Origin of the sequence: Streptomyces sp. NPDC014801, assembly GCF_043082085.1 — a bacterium.
Lineage (GTDB): Bacteria > Actinomycetota > Actinomycetes > Streptomycetales > Streptomycetaceae > Streptomyces.
On the sequence record NZ_JBIBXG010000010.1, the window covers coordinates 98,416 to 115,628 of the forward strand.

Below are 17,213 nucleotides of genomic sequence, written 5' to 3' on the forward strand. Positions count from 1 at the left end.
CGCATTGTCACGGTTCAGCAACAGGGCGCGGTGCGGTGTGCGTGGGCGCGGTGCCCTTGGGTGCGCTGTGCCCGGCGTTGCGGTGACCGCCGTGGGGTGCGCGGCCCGGCGGTGCGGGGTGCCGCTGCGCCCACCCGTGCCGCCCCAGCGGCACGACTGCCCGCAGCTGCGTGAGGCGGCGGCCGCAGCCCTCACCGGACCCGCGCGGGCAAGCCGGAGGCATTCAGGGGCGCGGGGAACTGCGCGAGCAACCACGACGAGAGCCGCACCCGGCAACGATCCGCACCCACCCGCGCAGCCGCCGCAGGCACGCCGCCTACTCCGCCCCGCCCCCACCCCGCGGTCGCCCCCGGCGGGGCAGCGGGCCCGTGTCGCGGGGCAGGCGTCCCGCCTCCGACAGTGCCTTCCGCAGCAGGAACTCGATCTGCGCGTTCGCCGAGCGCAGTTCGTCCGACGCCCAGCGCGCCAGCGCGTCGTACACCGACGGGTCCAGCCGCAGCAGCACCTGCTTGCGCTGCTGCGACCGCCGCCGCGCCGGCGTACCCGGATCCGGGGAGGAAGAGGACGAGGACGAGGACGTCACTGGTAGAGCGTCCCGGTGTTCAGCACCGGCTGCGGCGCCCGGTCCCCGCACAGCACCACCATCAGGTTCGACACCATCGCCGCCTTCCGCTCCTCGTCCAGCTCCACGATGTCCCGCTCCGCGATCCGCGCGAGCGCCGCCTCCACCATGCCGACCGCCCCGTCGACGATCTCGCGCCGCGCCGCGACGACCGCGCCGGCCTGCTGCCGCTGGAGCATCGCGGAGGCGATCTCCGGAGCGTACGCGAGATGCGTGAACCGGGACTCGATGATCTGCACCCCGGCCGCCTCCACGCGCGCGTGCAGCTCGGCGGCCAGCTTCTCCGTGATCTCCTCGGCGTTGCCGCGCAGCGACAGCCCGCTCTCGTCGTGGGCGTCGTAGGGGTACTCGATGGCGATGTGCCGCACGGCCGCCTCGGTCTGCGTGGCGACGAACTCCAGGTAGTTGTCGACCTCGAACGTCGCCTGCGCGGTGTCCTTCACCTTCCACACCACGACCGCCGCCAGCTCGATCGGGTTGCCGTAGGCGTCGTTGACCTTCAGCACGGCCGTCTCGTGGTTGCGCACCCGCGTCGATATCTTCTCGCGCGAGGTGAAGGGGTTCACCCAGCGCAGCCCGTCCTCGCGGATGGTGCCCCGGTAGCGCCCGAAGAGCTGCACCACCCGCGCCTCGCCCGGCGCCACCATGTTCAGCCCGCACAGGGACAGGAAGGCGGACAGGCCGATCAGCACGCCGAGGGCGATCAGGGCGGCCTTGGCGGCGACGGCGGTGACCACCGCCCCACCCGCGATCGCGCCGGCCGCGACGAGCAGGCCCGCGAGCCCGAGCAGCAGCGCGAGCCCGCCCCCGATGCTGTGCGCGGCGAACTCCCGCACCTGAGGCGCGGGCATTTCGGGCGTATCGATGGATTCCGTGGTCATGGACATGAGTCCCCCGTTCTCAATAGTAAGCTTCGGTCTAGCTAAGTGATATCACTTTTACCCGAGGGGGCAACCTTCAACCGCCCCTGAACGTCGGTTCCCTCGGCAGGGGTGCTCATTGTCACGTCCGTAAAAGACAGGATCGGACGCTCTTTGTCATAACCGGCGGTGTTAGCTTTCTGAGCTGACCTGAGCCCTGGCACAGCTGTGTCCGCCGGGACCCGGGCGCCTGCCGAGACGCACGAGAACGAGACCCACGAGCACGAAGCGGAGCGAGGAAGCACCCCATGGGACGAGCGGAAGACAGACGAGCGCGGCAGCGCGGTGGCCGCCGCGCGGCGCCGAAGCGCCGCCGTTCGTCGCGGGCCGGCGGCCGGAGCGGCATACGCCGGCTGTTCACCTGGAAGAAGATCCTCGGCACGATCCTCGGTCTCTTCCTGCTCGGCATCGGCGCCTTCGTCGTGCTCTACATGATGATCGACATCCCCGAGGGGAACGCCGACGCCAAGAAGCAGAGCAACGTCTACAAGTACGACGACGGCTCGATCATGACCCGCGACGGCGACGTCAACCGTGAGGTCGTGGACCTCGCGCACGTCCCGAAGCCGGTGCAGCGCACCTTCGTCGCCGCCGAGAACAAGACCTTCTACAAGGACTCCGGCGTCGACCTGAAGGGCACCGCGCGCGGCGTCCTCAACACGCTCCTCGGCAAGGGCGCGCAGGGCGGCTCGACGATCACCCAGCAGTACGTCAAGAACTACTACCTGACCCAGGAACAGACCGTCAGCCGCAAGCTGAAGGAAATGGTCATCTCGCTGAAGCTGGACCGCGAGAAGACCAAGGACTACATCCTGGCCGGGTACATCAACACCAGCTACTACGGCCGCAACGCCTACGGCATCCAGGCCGCCGCGCAGGCCTACTACGGCGTCGACGCCGACCAGCTGACCGTCGAGCAGGGCGCCTACCTCGCCGCGCTGCTGCAGGCGCCGAGCCAGTACGACTGGGCCGTCGCCACCGAGACCGGCAAGCACCTGGTGCAGCAGCGCTGGAACTACGTGCTGGACAACATGGTCGAGGAGCACTGGCTGGACGCGTCCCAGCGCCGGGCCATGAAGTTCCCGATCCCCAAGCCCCCGAAGCCCTCGCCCGGTCTCAGCGGCCAGAAGGGCTACCTGGTGGCGGCCGCCGACAAGCAGCTGGAGAAGCAGCTCGTCGCCCAGGGCACCGCCTCCAACATGAAGGAGGCCGAGGACCTCGTCGGCCGCGGCGGCTGGACCATCACGCTCAACATCAACAAGAAGAAGCAGGCGGCGCTGGAGAACTCCGTCAAGGAGCAGCTCACCAGCAAGCTGAAGCCCAAGACCCGGTCGGTCGACGGCGACGTCCAGGCCGGCGCGGTCTCCGTCGACCCCAAGACGGGCGCGGTCGTGGCGATGTACGGCGGCGTGGACTACTACAAGCACTACACGAACAACGCCACCCGCACCGACTACCAGCCCGCCTCGACCTTCAAGCCGGTCATCCTGGCGGCCGCGCTCGACGAGGGCGCGACCACGCAGAAGGGGCAGGCGATCGGCGCCGACACCCTGTACGACGGCACGAGCAAGCGGCCCGTCGTGGACCACGGCACCGCGGTCGGGTTCGCCCCGGAGAACGAGGACGACCAGGACTACGGGCCGATCACCGTGCAGAACGCGATGAACCAGTCCGTGAACTCGGTCTTCGCGCAGATGGGTGTCGACGTCGGCATGCAGAAGGTGATGGAGGTCGCCGGCAAGCTCGGCATGGATACCAAGGACCTGCCGGCGGTGCCCGCGCAGACCCTCGGCTCCATGGGCGCGAGCCCGCTGCAGATGGCCGGCGTGTACGCCACCCTCGACAACCACGGCAAGAAGGTCACCCCGACCCTGCTGAAGAAGGTCGAGTCCAGCAGCGTCCCGGTGAACCTGCCCGACCCGGTCGGCGACCAGGTCATCAGCCGCAACGCCGCCGACTCGGTCACCTCGGTCCTCACCGGTGTGATCGACGACGGTACGGCCAAGACGTCCGTGCGGGACAACCCGCTGCGCAACGGGCAGAAGGTGGCGGGCAAGACCGGTACCTCCGACGACAACAAGTCGGCGTGGTTCACCGGTTACACCCCGGACCTGGTCACCTCGGTGGGCCTGTTCGGCGAGTCCGTGGCGGAGAACGGCAAGCACGTCTCCATGCACGGCGCCACCGGTCTCAAGCGCATCAACGGCGGCAAGTACCCGGCGATGATCTGGGCCGACTTCACGTTCGGCGTGCAGACGAAGGTGAGCGACTTCGACCTGGAGACCGACCAGGGCGCCGCAGTCGAGCCGTCCGTGACGGCCACCCCGTCCCAGTCGCCGACGAGCGAGGCACCCTCGCAGACGCCGACGACCGAGCCGCCGTCCCAGACGCCGACCACGCAGCCGCCGTCCAAGACGCCGACCACGCAGCCGCCGTCGCAGACGCCGACGTCCGAACCGCCGACCGAGTCGCCGTCCGGATCGCCGAGCGGCCGGCCGGAGAACCCGATCTTCGGCGGGACCGGCAACGGCACCGGCAACTCGGCGCAGTGACAAGCGGCCGATGACATTCGGCCGATGACATTCGGCCGGTGACATTCGGCCGGTGACATGAGGAAGGGCGCCCGGTGGCCTACCGGGCGCCCTTCGTCGTCGTGACGGCGTACGGCTCAGGGATGCAGCGGTTCAGCGGTTCAGCTCGAACCAGACCACCTTGCCGGTGCTGAGCCGGGTCGCGCCCCAGCGCCGGGCCAGCCGGTTGACCAGGTACAGCCCGCGCCCGCCCTCGTCCGTGGCGCGCGCCTGCCGCAACCGGGGCAGCTGGGGCACGTCGTCGCCGACCTCGCAGCGCAGCACGTCCGTGCGCAGCAGCCGCAGCGTGACCGGGCGGGAGGCGTAGCGCACGGCGTTCGTGACGACCTCGCTGACCAGCAGCTGCACCGAGTCGATGTGGTCCTCCAGGCCCCAGCGCTCCAGCTGGCGGCGGGCCAGCCGGCGGGCCTTGCCGGGCGCCGCGTCCTCCGGCTCCAGGAACCAGTACGCGACGTCGCTCGGCGCGATCCCGTCGAAGCGGGCGGCGAGCAGCGCGATGTCGTCGTCCCGGTCGCCGGGGCCGAGCATGTCCAGCACCTCGTCGCACAGGGCTTCCAGGGGCGGCGGATGGTCGGGCCCGGTCAGCCGCGCGGTCGCGGCGAGCTTCTCGCGCAGCTGCTCTATGCCGGTCCACACGTCCCGCAGCCGGGATTCCACCAGCCCGTCGGTGTACAGCAGCAGGGTGCCGCCGGCGGGCGCGTCCAGCTCGACGGCCTCGAAGTCCACGCCGCCGACGCCGATCGGGGCGCCCGCGGGCACCCGCAGCACCTCCGCCTCGCCGCCCAGGTGCAGCAGGACGGGTGGCGGGTGACCGGCGTTGGCGATGGTGATGCGGTGCGAGACCGGATCGTAGACGGCGTACAGGCAGGTCGCCATGCGGTCGGTGCCGAGGCGCTGGGCCTGCTCGTCGAGGTGGTGCAGCACCTCCTGCGGGGGCAGGTCGAGCCCGGCCAGGGTCTGCGCGGTGGTGCGCAGCTGGCCCATGATGGCGGCGCTGGTCATGGAGTGGCCCATGACGTCGCCGACGACGAGGGCGACCCGGCTGCCGGGCAGCGGGATCGCGTCGTACCAGTCGCCGCCCACCCGCGCGGTCTCGGCGGCCGGCAGATAGCGGGAGGCCAGCCGGACGCCGGTGGGGCGGGGCAGGGTCTCCGGGAGCATGGTGCGCTGCAGCTCGTCGGCGATGTACGCCTCCCGGCCGTACAGCACCGCCTTGTCGATGCCGAGCGCGCTGTGCGTGGCGAGCTGCGCCGCGACCAGCAGGTCGTCCGCCTCGAACGCGATCCGGTCGGGCCGGCGCAGGAACACCGCCGCGCCGATGACCCGCCGCCGCCCGCGCAGGGGCGCGAGGATCGCCCGCTGCCCGCTGGGAACGACCATCTCGCCGCCGGGGCCGAGGAGTTCGGGCAGCGCGGCCCGCGCGGCGGGCGCGTCGGCGAACACCGGGCGCACCCCGCGCAGCACCTCGGCGAGCGCCCCGCCGGGCCGTACCTCGCACAGTTCGGCCGTCACCGACGCCAGGTCCGCCAGCTCCCAGGGCTCCGGCCCCTGCGCCGGCGCGAGGGGCGCGAAACCGCCCTCGGTGTCCCGGTCCTCCGGGATCCGGTCGGTCCGGCGCAGCCGCAGCAGGACGGGCCCCGAGGGCCGTTCGTCACCGACCGGCAGCGGGTCGCGCAGGTAGACCAGGATGGCGTCGCTGAACGTGGGCACGGTGGCCCGGCACAGCCCCATCACGATCTCGTCCAGGTCCAGGCCGCGCGCGATGCGCCGGGTCGCCGCGCCGACGAACCGCAGCCGGTCGCCGTCGCGGCGCATCGGCGTCGGCCGGCCCGGCGTGGGCACCTGCCCGACGCGGCGGTCCGGTCCGCCGGCCGCGCCCGGCTCGCCGCCCTGCCGGGGCGGTATCGCCTCCGGCGCCGGGCGCGGCCGCAGCGCGTCGGGTTCGGCGGGCGCCACCGGCTGGGCGTGCTCCGGGCCGGTGCCGGCCGGGTCCGCGCCGTCCGTGCCGCAGGGCGTGGTGGTGCCCGGCGTGTCCCCGGAGCGGGCCTGCGCGCTCTGCAGCGGTAAAGCCCCCGCGCCGGGCGCACGCGCCGGTGCGGAGGTACGCAGGAGCGCCCCGCGGCCGTCCGTGGGGTCGACGCCCGGCTGGGGGCGATCGTAGGAGGTCGGGTGCTCCGTCACGCGTGTCGAATCCATCCGTCCGGGGCTGCGCGCCGGGCACGCAGTTCCGCCCGCCGACATGCCGATACCCGCAATACGTGTCCCAGGAACGGAATTCCGGCGGCGCCCTGGTACCCCTCGCTCACGTTCTGCCCGCCCCTCGGTGACGTCCGGTCAGACTCCGTGCGCGCACCTGCCGTTGCTCCCGCGCGCCCTTGCGGAGGACGATCCTACGTTTCCTGCCCGGGGGCGCATCAAGGGTCTCATGAGGACACATGCGCGGGCGTACGATCCCAGTCGTCCGGCAGCGCCGGAACCGGCCAGGCGGGATCGGGCCGCCAGTGCTGCCAGCCGTCCGAGAACGGCGGCCCCCAGGCGCGGATCGCCTCGACGGCCTCCAGACCGGCCGCCCGGACGCGTCCGGCGAGGGAGGCGTCGACCAGGCCGTCCCGCTGGGCCTGCGCGAACTCGTCCTCGTCGCGCCACTGCCAGGTGCCGTCCGGCTGCACCTCGATGTCCAGGAAGTGGTCGGTGGAGTCCACCCCGCCCGCCCAACGGGCCAGCGGCTCCTCCAGGTTGACGTAGAAGTTCTTGAACCGCCAGCCCGGCTCCCAGAACAGCCACACCGACCACGGCTCGCCCGGCCGGGCCAGCTTCAGCACGCCCGTGCCGAACCAGCGGTCGCGCTGCACCGCCCGCGGCTTGGTGTACCGGGTCGCGAGCGGCTCGCGGTGCACGGGCGTGCCGTCGGCGAGGACCGGCTTGACGCACTCGGTGCCCGGCGCCATCCACGCGGCCAGCAGCTCCTCGTCGTCGCGGACGACGGTGACGGGCCGCGCGATGTGGAAGCCGTCGCCGGCGTTCTCCCGGTACCGCCACAGGATCTGCTCCCCGGGCGTCCAGAAGCCCGCCGCAGCACCGCCGTCCGTGTCCGCCCGTCGCATCACATCACCGTCTGCCATATACAGATACTAGGTGTCACAGGCATACGACGCTGCGGTGCGCGTCACGGTTGCCGGCGCCGCGCGGTGGTGCCGCCGGTGCGGGCGCGCCGCACGGGGTCACGGGCGGGTCATCCGCAGCACGTCGAGGGCCTCGTCGAGTTGCTCCTCGGTGAGGTCCCCGCGCTCCACATAGCCGCTCTCCAGGACGACCTGACGGATCGTCTTGCGCTCCGCCAGCGCCTTCTTGGCGACCTTGGCGGCCTCCTCGTAGCCGATGTACTTGTTCAGCGGCGTCACCACCGACGGCGAGGACTCCGCGTACTCGCGGGCCCGTTCGCGGTGCGCGACGATCCCGTCGACGGTGCGGTCGGCGAGCAGCCGGGAGACGTTGGCGAGCAGCCGGATCGACTCCAGCACGTTCTTGGCGATGACCGGCAGCATCACGTTGAGTTCGAAGTTGCCGGCCGCGCCCGCGGTGGCGACCGTCGCGTCGTTGCCGACGACCTGCGCCGCGACCATCAGCACGGCCTCGGGAATGACCGGGTTGACCTTCCCCGGCATGATCGACGAGCCGGGCTGCAGATCGGGCAGGGAGATCTCGGCGAGACCGGTGCGCGGGCCGGAGGACATCCAGCGCAGATCGTTGGCGATCTTCGTCAGGCCGACCGCGATGGTGCGCAACTGGCCGCTGGTCTCGACGATGCCGTCCCGCGCGCCCTGCGCCTCGAAGTGGTCGCGCGCCTCCGTCAGCGGCAGCCCGGTGGCGCGGGCGACCTCCTCGATGACGGCGGCGGAGAAGCCGGGCGGGGTGTTGATGCCGGTGCCCACCGCGGTGCCGCCGAGGGGGAGTTCGGCGAGCCGGGGCAGGGAGGCGTTGAGCCGCTCGATGCCGTGGCGCACCTGGGCCGCGTAGCCGCCGAACTCCTGGCCGAGGGTGACGGGAGTGGCGTCCATCAGGTGCGTGCGCCCCGACTTCACCACGTCCGCGAACTCCTCCGCCTTGCGTTCCAGGGCCGTGGCGAGGTGGTCCAGGGCGGGGATCAGGTCGCGGGTGACGGCCGCGGTGGCGGCGATGTGGATCGACGACGGGAAGACGTCGTTGGACGACTGGGACGCGTTCACGTGGTCGTTGGGGTGCACGTCGCGGCCGAGCCGCTCGCTCGCGAGGGTCGCGATGACCTCGTTGGTGTTCATGTTGGACGAGGTCCCCGAGCCGGTCTGGAAGACGTCGACGGGGAAGTGCTCGTCCCACTTGCCGTCCGCGACCTCCTGCGCCGCCTCCTGGACGGCCTCCGCGACGTCCTTGTCCAGCACGCCGAGCCGCGCGTTCACCTTGGCCGCGGCGCCCTTGATCCGCGCCAGCGCCTCGATGTGGGCGCGCTCGATGCGCTGCCCGGAGACGGGGAAGTTCTCCACGGCCCGCTGCGTCTGCGCCCGCCACTTGGCGTGCGCGGGGACGCGGACCTCCCCCATGGAGTCGTGCTCGATGCGGTATTCGCCGCTGCCGGTTCCGGTCGTCGTCATCGTCGTACCTCCACGAAGATCAGCACGGTGTGCGGAAGACCTATTCCCGGTACCGGGTGCCCAGGGCCGGCCTCGGTCGCCCGATCTCCTCGTGGGGGTTTCGCCGGGGGCGGGAAGCCGTCCGCCGGGGTCACCACGCGGTGACGGCCGGTGCGTCCGGTGCGCGATGGCGCCAGCGGGCGTCGAGGCGGGTGAGGCGGTCCCTGGTGGCGATGCCGTACAGGGACGCGACCTTGCCGTCCCGGACGTCCAGCACCACGATGCCCACGACCCGGTCGTCGACCACGGCGAGGACGGACGGGGAGCCGTTGACCGGCGCGACGTGCAGCGCGGGGGAGCCGCCGGCCAGCCGGCGCTTCGCGGGCGTCGGCGTGAGACCGGCCCGCACGAGGGAGGCGATGCGCTCGGGCGTGGTGTACCGCAGCAGCCGTTTCGCGAGCCCGTAGCCGTCCGAGACGGCGGTCGCGTCGGCGGTGAGCATCGCCACGAGCCGTTCCGTGCGCCCCGACGCGGCCGCGGCGAGGAACTCCTCCACGACCCGCCGCGCGGAGGCCGGGTCCACCTCGCCGCCGCCGCGGCGCCCGGCGGCGATCCGGCGCCGGGCCCGGTGGACGTGCTGCTGGCTCGCGGACTCGGAGATGTCGAGGATCGCGGCGATCTCCGCGTGGCGGTAGGAGAACGCCTCGCGCAGGACGTAGGCGGCCCGCTCGACCGGTGCGAGGCGTTCCATGAGGGTCAGCACGGCCAGGGACACCGTCTCGCGCTGCTCGACGGTGTCGGCGGGCCCGAGCATCGGGTCGCCCTCCAGGAGCGGTTCCGGCAGCCGGTCCCCGGCGGCGCGCTCGTGCCGGGCCTGCGCCGAGCGGAGCCGGTCGAGGCAGAGGTTGGTGACGACCTTGGTCAGCCACGCCTCCGGTGCCGCGATGTGGTCCGGGTCCGCGGCCTGCCAGCGCAGGAATGTGTCCTGCACGGCGTCCTCCGCGTCGGCGGCCGAGCCGAGCAGTCGGTACGCCAGCGAGGCCAGCCGGTTGCGGCCGGCCTCGAACCGTTCGAGGGCTGCGGTGTCCATGGGCGCCGAGCCTAGGCGGCGACCCGCACCGTGGCCGGGCCGGGCGCGCCGGTCAGGCGGCGCCTGCGCTTGGGCATGCCGAACGTCGGGTGGGCGATGCTCCACCGGGACCCCCGGAGCACGCCCGCCTTGAGCCGTGCGGCACCGCGGCCGCCGAGGTACCAGCTCTTCGCCCGGGCGTCCCCGTCCACCTGCTGGAAGATCGCGTCGCGCTGCCCGAGGCTGATGGTGTTGCCGTAGTACGGCAGCCCGACGGTCGGGACGTCCCTGCCCGTCAGACGCGCGACGATCGCGGCCGTCGCCTGCGTGGCCGTGGCGCCGGCCGAGGCGCAGGACATCGGCAGCGGCCGGCCGTTGTCGCCGAGGGCGTGGGCGCAGTCGCCGATGGCGTAGACGTCCGGGTGGGAGAGCGAGCGCATGGTGCGGTCGACGGCGATCTGCCCGGTCTCGGCGACCCGGAGACCGGCCGCTGCCGCGAGGGGGTGGACGGCGAACCCGGCCGACCACACGGTCACGTCGGCCGGGAGGGACCTGCCGTCGGCGGCGATCGCCCGGCCCGGCTCGACGGCGTCGACGCGGGTGTGCTCGTGCACGGTGACGCCGAGCCGGTCGAAGCACTCACGCAGGTGACGGCGCGCCTTCGGGGAGAGCCAGGCGCCGGGCTCCCCGCGGGCGGCGAGCGCCACCGAGAGGTCCGGCCGGGACTCGGCGAACTCGGCGGCGGTCTCGATGCCGGTCAGCCCCTCGCCGACGACCAGCACGGAGCCGCCCGCATCCAGCCGCGCCAGCCGCTCGCGCAGCCGCAGCGCCGAGGTCCGGCCGGTCACGTCGAAGGCGTGCTCGGCCGCGCCGGGGACGCCGCGGTGGTCCACGGAGCTGCCGAGCGCGTAGAGGAGCGTGTCGTACGCGAGCTCGCCGTCGCCGTCCTCGCCGCTCACGGTCACGGACCGGCGCTCGGGGTCGACGCCGGTGACGCGCGCGAGGTGCAGCCGCACGCCGGTGCCCGCGAACACGTCGGCGAGGCGGGAGGCCGTGACGTCGTGGCCGGCGGCGAGCTGGTGGAGCCGCATCCGCTCGACGAAGTCGGGCACGGCGTTGACGACGGTGATGTCGGCGTCGGCGGGGGAGAGCCGGCGGGCCAGGTTTCCGGCGGCGAAGGCCCCGGCGTATCCGGCGCCGAGTACCACGATGCGGTGCTTCATGGCGATGCTCCTGTCTCGTTCGCGTGCCTTCTGAACGAGACGGCCCGCCGATCCCTGACAGGAGCCGCATGTGACGCCGGTCACCTGTCTGGGGGCTCCGCCGGCTGTCGTGACGGCCGAGGCCTCCGGCGGGACGCGGCGGGGGCGATCCGCCCCCGCCGCACCACCGGCCCTACGCCAGGCCGGGGCCGCGCACCGGGATCGACGTGAACGTCGGCGCCGGGGCCGGGTCCTGGAAGAAGTCGTTGCCCTTGTCGTCCACGACGATGAACGCCGGGAAGTCCTCGACCTCGATCTTCCAGACCGCCTCCATGCCCAGCTCCTCGTACTCCAGGACCTCGACCTTCTTGATGCAGTCCTGGGCGAGGCGGGCGGCCGGGCCGCCGATGGAGCCGAGGTAGAAGCCGCCGTGCGCGGCGCACGCGTCGGTGACCTGCTTGGACCGGTTGCCCTTGGCGAGCATCACCTTGGAGCCGCCCGCCGCCTGGAACTGCTCGACGTAGGAGTCCATCCGGCCGGCCGTCGTCGGGCCGAAGGAACCGGAGGCGTACCCCTCGGGCGTCTTCGCCGGGCCCGCGTAGTACACCGGGTGGTCCTTCAGGTACTGCGGCATCTCCTCGCCCGCGTCCAGCCGCTCCTTGATCTTGGCGTGCGCGATGTCACGGGCCACGACCAGCGGGCCGGTCAGCGAGAGACGGGTCTTGACCGGGTACTTGGTCAGCTCCGCGAGGATCGTGTCCATCGGCTGGTTGAGGTCGATCTTGACCACGTCCGAGGACTCGTCGAGGTGCTCGTCCGTCGTCTCCGGCAGGAACCGCGCCGGGTCGGTCTCCAGCTGCTCCAGGAAGACGCCCTCGGCGGTGATCTTCGCGACGGCCTGGCGGTCGGCCGAGCAGGAGACGGCGATGGCGACCGGGCAGGACGCGCCGTGCCGGGGCAGCCGGATCACCCGCACGTCGTGGCAGAAGTACTTGCCGCCGAACTGCGCGCCGATGCCGATCTTCTGGGTCAGCTCGAAGACCTTCTCCTCCAGGTCCTTGTCACGGAAGCCGTGGCCCAGCTCCGAGCCCTCCGCCGGGATCTCGTCCAGGTAGTGCGCGGAGGCGTACTTCGCGGTCTTCAGCGCGTACTCCGCGCTGGTGCCGCCGACGACGATCGCCAGGTGGTACGGCGGGCAGGCGGCCGTACCGAGCGAACGGATCTTCTCCTCCAGGAACTTCATCATGGAGGCCTCGTTCAGGACGGCCTTCGTCTCCTGGTAGAGGAAGGACTTGTTGGCGGAGCCGCCGCCCTTCGCCATGAACAGGAACTTGTAGGCGCCGCCGTCCGTGGCGTACAGCTCGATCTGGGCCGGCAGGTTGGAGCCGGTGTTCTTCTCCTCCCACATGGTGAGCGGAGCCATCTGCGAGTAGCGCAGGTTGAGCTTGGTGTAGGCGTCGTAGATGCCGTGGGAGAGGTGCTTCTCGTCCTCGCCGGACGTGAGCACGTTCTGGCCGCGCTTGCCCATGACGATCGCCGTGCCGGTGTCCTGGCACATGGGCAGCACGCCGGCCGCCGCGATGTTCGCGTTCTTCAGCAGGTCGAGCGCGACGAACTTGTCGTTGCCGGACGCCTCCGGGTCGTCGATGATCCGGCGCAGCTGGGCGAGGTGGGCGGGGCGCAGATAGTGCTGGATGTCGTGGATGGCCTCGGCGGCCAGCGTGCGCAGCGCCTCCGGCTCCACCTTGAGGAACGTCCGCCCGTCGGGCCCCTCGACCGTGGAGACACCCTCGGAGGTCACCAACCGGTACGGGGTGGTGTCCTCGCCCTGGGGGAGCAGATCGGTGTACGCGAACTCAGGCATCTCAGCCCATTCCTCACTCTGACGGACGGCGGCCCGCCGACGCTGGCGGGCCTCACCAGCCTAGAACCTGCCACCGACACGGAACCTGTGAGGTAAGGCTCAGTTCGGCGCCCGGGGCGTACGGACCGCTTCACGCTCACGGGGGCTATCGCGATCTATCGTGTTTCGCTATGCTGCTGCCGTGGACCTTCAGAAGCAGGTGGACCCCCAGCAGCAGGCCGTCCCGGTCACCGGGCTGCGTGCCTCCGACGCCGACCGTGACCGCATCGCCGACATCCTGCGCGAGGCCCTCGCCGAAGGGCGGCTCACCGCCGACGAGCACGCCGAGCGCGTCGAGGGGGCGCTCGCCGCGAAGACGGTCGGGGAGCTGGAGGTCCTCGTCCGCGACCTGCCCGCGGGCCGCCGTCCGGCCGCTCCCGCCCACGCCGTGGCGCCGCAGCGGCCCGCCCCGGGAGCCATCCCGGCCGACCCCGACGACAACGTGGTGGCGGTCTTCAGCAGCGCCTCCCGCCGGGGCCGCTGGCGCGCCGGCCGCCGGATCCACGCCTACGCGGTCTTCGGCAGCGTGGAGATCGACCTCAGCGAGGCGCTGTTCGAGTACCAGCAGGTCGTCATCAAGGCCGTCTCGGTCTTCGGCAACATCGAGGTGCGCGTCCCGGAGAACGTCTCGCTGCGCGGCACCGGCGGCGGCGTGCTGGGCAACTTCGAGGTGGACACCCTCGACTCCACCGAACCCGATGCACCGGTCGTCTACGTCGACGGCTGGGCCGTCCTCGGCAACATCGAGGCGCGGCCGAAGCGCGGCAAGATCGTCGCGGACATCCTCGACAAGGTGCACCGCAAGGTCGACCGGAGCATGCGCAGGCATCTCGGCCACTGACGGGGGCGACGACGGGTGACGGGGGCGCACCGCGTGCCACTCGCGCCCCGGGCGGGTGGGAACTCAGTGCATAGGCGCGCGTACAGCGGGTAGGGCTTGCTGCATCGTCTCTCGCTCGCGAAGCCGTCGTCAGGAGAAGACCGTGCTGCAACCGCCGCATTCGTCCCTGCAGGTCGCTGCCGTTCCGGCCCAGCGGGTGCCAGAGCGAGACAGGGACCAAGACGCTCCGTGGCACACCGAGGCGGTGTGCCGGCGGGACGAGGCCGGACTGTTCTTCGCCCCCTCCAAGGAACCCACCGCGGCACGGCTCTCCCGCGAGGAGGCCGCCAAGCGGGTCTGCGCCCGCTGCCCGGTCATGGTCGAGTGCCGCGAGCACGCCCTGCTGCAGCCGGAGCCGTACGGCGTCTGGGGCGGCCTGACCGCCGCGGAACGCCGCGTGGTCCTGGCCCGGCGCCGCCGCCGAGAGGTGGAGCTGAAGAAGACGGCGAACGCGACCGGCCGCATAGCGGCAGCGGGCTGACCCCTCACCGACGCCAAGAGGCGCCCCCTCCGCACAGGGGGCGCCTCTCGGGTGCCGCGGCCGCGGCGGGCGTCAGGCCTTCCGGGGCGTCACTTCGCCCGGTCGAAGTCGATCGCGCTGTACGCCCGCAGTTTGCGCAGGCGGTGCTCGGAGTCGATCTTGCGGACCGTGCCCGACTTCGAGCGCATCACGATCGACTCGGTCAGCGCCGTCTCCGAGCGGTAGCGCACGCCCCGCAGCAGCTCACCGTCGGTGATGCCGGTCGCGACGAAGAAGACGTTCTCGCCGGAGACCAGGTCGTCCGTGGTCAGCACCCGGTCGAGGTCGTGCCCGGCGTCGATCGCCCGCTGCCGCTCCTCGTCGTCCTTGGGCCACAGCTTGCCCTGGATGGTGCCGCCCAGGCACTTCACGGCACAGGCCGAGATGATGCCCTCGGGCGTGCCGCCGATGCCGAGCAGCAGGTCGACGCCGGTGCCCTCGCGCAGCGCGTAGACGGAGCCGGCCACGTCGCCGTCGGAGATCAGCTTGATGCGGGCGCCCGCCTCCCGGACCTCCTTGATCAGGCCCTCGTGGCGCGGCCGGTCGAGGATGACGACGGTGACGTCCTCGGGAGTGGACCGCTTGGCCTTGGCGATCCGGCGGATGTTGACCGCGACCGGCGCGTCGATGTCGACGAAGTCGGCGGCCTCCGGGCCGGTGACCAGCTTGTCCATGTAGAAGACGGCGGACGGGTCGAACATGGCGCCGCGCTCGGCGGCCGCCAGCACGGCGATCGCGTTGGGCATGCCCTTGGCGGTCAGCGTGGTGCCGTCGATCGGGTCGACGGCGATGTCGACCTCGGGCCCGGTGCCGTCGCCGACGCGCTCGCCGTTGAAGAGCATCGGCGCCTCGTCCTTCTCCCCCTCGCCGATGACGACGACGCCGTTCATCGACACGGTGGAGACGAGGGTCCGCATGGCGCGCACGGCCGCGCCGTCGGCGCCGTTCTTGTCGCCGCGCCCGACCCAGCGGCCCGCGGCCATCGCCGCGGCTTCGGTCACCCGGACGAGTTCCAGGGCGAGGTTGCGGTCGGGAGCCTCGGACGGAACGTCCAGCTCGGACGGCAAGTGATGATGCTCGGTCATCGGAGCGCACCTTTCTGATACGACGACGGCCGGATGAGGGTGTTCGACCCGACTCTATCGTCAGTCCGACAAAATGAGCAGGGGACCCCACGGATGAGCGGGCCGGACACCTGCGACGATAGGGGGCGTGGCAGGTTCGAACGGCAAGCAGAAGACGGCCCGGGACATGGTTCTCTCCCTGGCCCTGATCGGTATCGCGGCGTTGGTCGTCTACTTCCTCGCCATTCCGCACGACGATCACGCCCCCGAGCTCAAGCGGGTGGACTACCGCGTCGAGCTGGCGACGGCACGCCGTGCGGCCTCGTACCCGGTGGCCGCCCCCGAGGGCCTGCCGGACACCTGGAAGGCGACCTCGGTGCGCTTCCGGGGCGACCAGTCCGACGCCTGGCACCTCGGCTTCTCCACCCCGGACGGGCAGTACGTGACCATCGAGCAGTCCACGCAGAAGCGCTCGGCGTTCATCGAGGAGGCGAGCCAGGGCGCGACGGCGACCGACGTCACCCAGGACATCGCCGGCCGCAAGTGGACCCGCTACTCCGGCGGCCGCTACGACGCGCTGGTGCTGCAGGACACCACCGGCGGTTCGACCACCGTGGTGGCCGGCACGGCGTCGTTCGCGCGGCTGACCGAGATGGCGAAGGCGCTGAAGCTGGCCTGATCCCGCGAGGCGGGTCCCCCGGCGCGGAGAGGCGGGTCACCCGGCTCAGGGAGGCGGGTCCCAGGCGGGACCCCGGCTCAGGGAGGTGGCCCCAGTCGGGGCACCCCCGGCGCAGAGACGTGGGCACCCGGGCAGGTCCCCCGCATACGAAAGAGGCCCCCAGCGGTGCTGGGGGCCTCTTCGTGTCGAACGACGGTGATCAGACGGTGGTCACGACCTCGTCGTAGGCCAGGCGCGGGGCGCGCGGGTAGGAGGCGCCCTCGGCCGGCTTGCCGATGTTGACGACCATCAGCGGGGTGTGGTCGTCGTCCAGGAACTCCTTGCGCACACCCTCGGCGTCGAAGCCGGTCATCGGGCCGGCGGCCAGGCCGGCGGCGCGGATGCCGACGATGAAGTACGCGGCCTGCAGCGCGGCGTTGAGCAGCGCGGAGCTCTCACGCACCGGGCGCTCGGCGAAGAAGGCGTCCTTGGCCTGCGGGAACGCCGGGAACAGGGTCGGCAGCTCCTCGTGGAACTCGTTGTCCGCGGAGAGGATCGCCACCAGCGGGGCGGAGGCGGTCTTGGCCTGGTTGCCCTCGGCCATGTGCTGCACCAGGCGCTCGCGGGCCTCGGGGGAGCGGACCAGGGTGACGCGCAGCGGGGTCTGGTTGAAGGCGGTCGGACCGTACTTGACCAGGTCGTAGATCGCCTGCAGCTGCTCGTCGGTCACCGGCTCGTCGGTGAAGGCGTTCGCGGTGCGGGCCTCGCGGAAGAGCAGGTCCTGGGCAGCGGGGTCAAGAACGAGAGACATGCGTGAACTTTCTCTGGGGGTGCGTCCGGATCCGGTGTCGCCGGATCGTCTGACGTCCATGACGGTACGCCAGAGAAGGTTCAACGTTCAACTACAACGGCCCGAGGGTGAGCGTCCTCACACTCCCGGGCGCCTACTCCCCGGCCTGCGCCTCGGCCTCCTCCTCTTCGGCCAGCGCCGCGTCCAGCCGCGCCCGCGCGCCCTCCAGCCAGCGCCGGCACACCTGCGCCAGCTCCTCCCCGCGCTCCCACAGGGCGAGGGACTCCTCCAGCGTCGTCCCGCCGGCCTCCAGCCGCCGGACCACCTCGATCAGCTCGTCCCGCGCCTGCTCGTACCCGAGCGCCTCATCCACCTTGCTGGTCATCC

At 72.0% G+C, this 17,213-nt stretch carries 15 protein-coding genes; 4 read left to right on the plus strand and 11 right to left on the minus strand.

The window, feature by feature from the left end:
- Nucleotides 1-316: 316 nt before the first annotated feature.
- A complete protein-coding gene (locus ACF1AL_RS24315; protein WP_384214826.1) occupies nt 317-583 on the minus strand; it encodes a hypothetical protein in 267 nt (88 codons plus the stop codon).
- Nucleotides 580-1,503, minus strand: a complete 924-nt coding sequence (locus ACF1AL_RS24320; protein WP_391827358.1) for an SPFH domain-containing protein — start codon at nt 1,501-1,503, stop codon at nt 580-582. The genes ACF1AL_RS24315 and ACF1AL_RS24320 overlap by 4 nt, the downstream gene beginning before the upstream one ends.
- A gap of 287 nt (nt 1,504-1,790) precedes the next feature.
- Between ACF1AL_RS24320 and ACF1AL_RS24325 the strand changes: the two genes are divergently transcribed.
- The gene (locus ACF1AL_RS24325; RefSeq protein WP_386419562.1) at nt 1,791-4,094 is read left to right on the plus strand and encodes a transglycosylase domain-containing protein; all 2,304 of its coding nucleotides are present in this window, start codon (nt 1,791-1,793) and stop codon (nt 4,092-4,094) included.
- A gap of 132 nt (nt 4,095-4,226) precedes the next feature.
- Here the strand turns inward: ACF1AL_RS24325 and ACF1AL_RS24330 are convergent, their stop codons facing one another.
- The 6 genes from ACF1AL_RS24330 to ACF1AL_RS24355 form a co-directional block, all read right to left on the minus strand.
- Complete coding sequence (locus tag ACF1AL_RS24330) at nt 4,227-6,329, minus strand: SpoIIE family protein phosphatase (protein WP_391827360.1); 2,103 nt, start codon at nt 6,327-6,329, stop codon at nt 4,227-4,229.
- Between the two features lie 227 nt (nt 6,330-6,556).
- The gene (locus ACF1AL_RS24335) at nt 6,557-7,255 is read right to left on the minus strand and encodes a DUF402 domain-containing protein (protein ID WP_366838499.1); all 699 of its coding nucleotides are present in this window, start codon (nt 7,253-7,255) and stop codon (nt 6,557-6,559) included.
- Nucleotides 7,256-7,354: 99 nt separating this feature from the next.
- Entirely contained in the window at nt 7,355-8,761 is a 1,407-nt protein-coding gene (locus ACF1AL_RS24340) for a class II fumarate hydratase (RefSeq protein WP_391705335.1), read from the minus strand.
- A gap of 130 nt (nt 8,762-8,891) precedes the next feature.
- On the minus strand, nt 8,892-9,830 hold the full coding sequence (locus ACF1AL_RS24345) for a sigma-70 family RNA polymerase sigma factor (protein ID WP_391827363.1): 939 nt from the start codon (nt 9,828-9,830) through the stop codon (nt 8,892-8,894).
- 11 nt (nt 9,831-9,841) lie between these two features.
- Nucleotides 9,842-11,032, minus strand: coding sequence for an NAD(P)/FAD-dependent oxidoreductase (locus ACF1AL_RS24350; protein WP_391827365.1), 1,191 nt, complete (start codon nt 11,030-11,032; stop codon nt 9,842-9,844).
- A 172-nt stretch (nt 11,033-11,204) separates the two neighbouring features.
- Entirely contained in the window at nt 11,205-12,875 is a 1,671-nt protein-coding gene (locus ACF1AL_RS24355) for a fumarate hydratase (RefSeq protein WP_391827367.1), read from the minus strand.
- A gap of 181 nt (nt 12,876-13,056) precedes the next feature.
- On the opposite strand from ACF1AL_RS24355, the gene ACF1AL_RS24360 reads away from it, so the two are divergent.
- Nucleotides 13,057-13,755, plus strand: a complete 699-nt coding sequence (locus tag ACF1AL_RS24360; protein WP_391657293.1) for a DUF1707 domain-containing protein — start codon at nt 13,057-13,059, stop codon at nt 13,753-13,755.
- 142 nt (nt 13,756-13,897) lie between these two features.
- Nucleotides 13,898-14,275: a WhiB family transcriptional regulator gene (locus ACF1AL_RS24365; protein WP_366838491.1), complete on the plus strand. Its 378-nt coding sequence runs from the start codon at nt 13,898-13,900 to the stop codon at nt 14,273-14,275.
- Nucleotides 14,276-14,364: 89 nt separating this feature from the next.
- On the opposite strand, the gene glpX is transcribed toward ACF1AL_RS24365, so the two are convergent.
- The gene (gene glpX, locus ACF1AL_RS24370) at nt 14,365-15,399 is read right to left on the minus strand and encodes a class II fructose-bisphosphatase (RefSeq protein WP_366838490.1); all 1,035 of its coding nucleotides are present in this window, start codon (nt 15,397-15,399) and stop codon (nt 14,365-14,367) included.
- A gap of 127 nt (nt 15,400-15,526) precedes the next feature.
- Between glpX and ACF1AL_RS24375 the strand changes: the two genes are divergently transcribed.
- Nucleotides 15,527-16,057: a DUF4245 domain-containing protein gene (locus tag ACF1AL_RS24375; protein ID WP_366838489.1), complete on the plus strand. Its 531-nt coding sequence runs from the start codon at nt 15,527-15,529 to the stop codon at nt 16,055-16,057.
- Nucleotides 16,058-16,256: 199 nt separating this feature from the next.
- On the opposite strand, the gene ACF1AL_RS24380 is transcribed toward ACF1AL_RS24375, so the two are convergent.
- Both ACF1AL_RS24380 and ACF1AL_RS24385 read right to left on the minus strand, forming a co-directional pair.
- Nucleotides 16,257-16,847 carry a malonic semialdehyde reductase gene (locus ACF1AL_RS24380; protein WP_386584383.1) on the minus strand — a complete coding sequence of 197 codons (591 nt, stop codon included), beginning with the start codon at nt 16,845-16,847 and terminating at the stop codon, nt 16,257-16,259.
- A gap of 133 nt (nt 16,848-16,980) precedes the next feature.
- A complete protein-coding gene (locus ACF1AL_RS24385; protein ID WP_366838487.1) occupies nt 16,981-17,211 on the minus strand; it encodes an exodeoxyribonuclease VII small subunit in 231 nt (76 codons plus the stop codon).
- Between the last annotated feature and the right edge of the window lie 2 nt (nt 17,212-17,213).

Coding starts and splice junctions, on each gene's coding strand:
- ACF1AL_RS24340 (WP_391705335.1), bottom strand. CDS start 8,761: ATGACGACGACCGGAACCGGCAGCGGCGAATACCGCATCGAGCACGAC.
- ACF1AL_RS24355 (WP_391827367.1), bottom strand. CDS start 12,875: ATGCCTGAGTTCGCGTACACCGATCTGCTCCCCCAGGGCGAGGACACC.
- ACF1AL_RS24385 (WP_366838487.1), bottom strand. CDS start 17,211: ATGACCAGCAAGGTGGATGAGGCGCTCGGGTACGAGCAGGCGCGGGAC.
- ACF1AL_RS24325 (WP_386419562.1), top strand. CDS start 1,791: ATGGGACGAGCGGAAGACAGACGAGCGCGGCAGCGCGGTGGCCGCCGC.
- ACF1AL_RS24320 (WP_391827358.1), bottom strand. CDS start 1,503: ATGACCACGGAATCCATCGATACGCCCGAAATGCCCGCGCCTCAGGTG.
- ACF1AL_RS24330 (WP_391827360.1), bottom strand. CDS start 6,329: ATGGATTCGACACGCGTGACGGAGCACCCGACCTCCTACGATCGCCCC.
- ACF1AL_RS24350 (WP_391827365.1), bottom strand. CDS start 11,032: ATGAAGCACCGCATCGTGGTACTCGGCGCCGGATACGCCGGGGCCTTC.
- ACF1AL_RS24380 (WP_386584383.1), bottom strand. CDS start 16,847: ATGTCTCTCGTTCTTGACCCCGCTGCCCAGGACCTGCTCTTCCGCGAG.
- ACF1AL_RS24335 (WP_366838499.1), bottom strand. CDS start 7,255: ATGGCAGACGGTGATGTGATGCGACGGGCGGACACGGACGGCGGTGCT.
- ACF1AL_RS24345 (WP_391827363.1), bottom strand. CDS start 9,830: ATGGACACCGCAGCCCTCGAACGGTTCGAGGCCGGCCGCAACCGGCTG.
- glpX (WP_366838490.1), bottom strand. CDS start 15,399: ATGACCGAGCATCATCACTTGCCGTCCGAGCTGGACGTTCCGTCCGAG.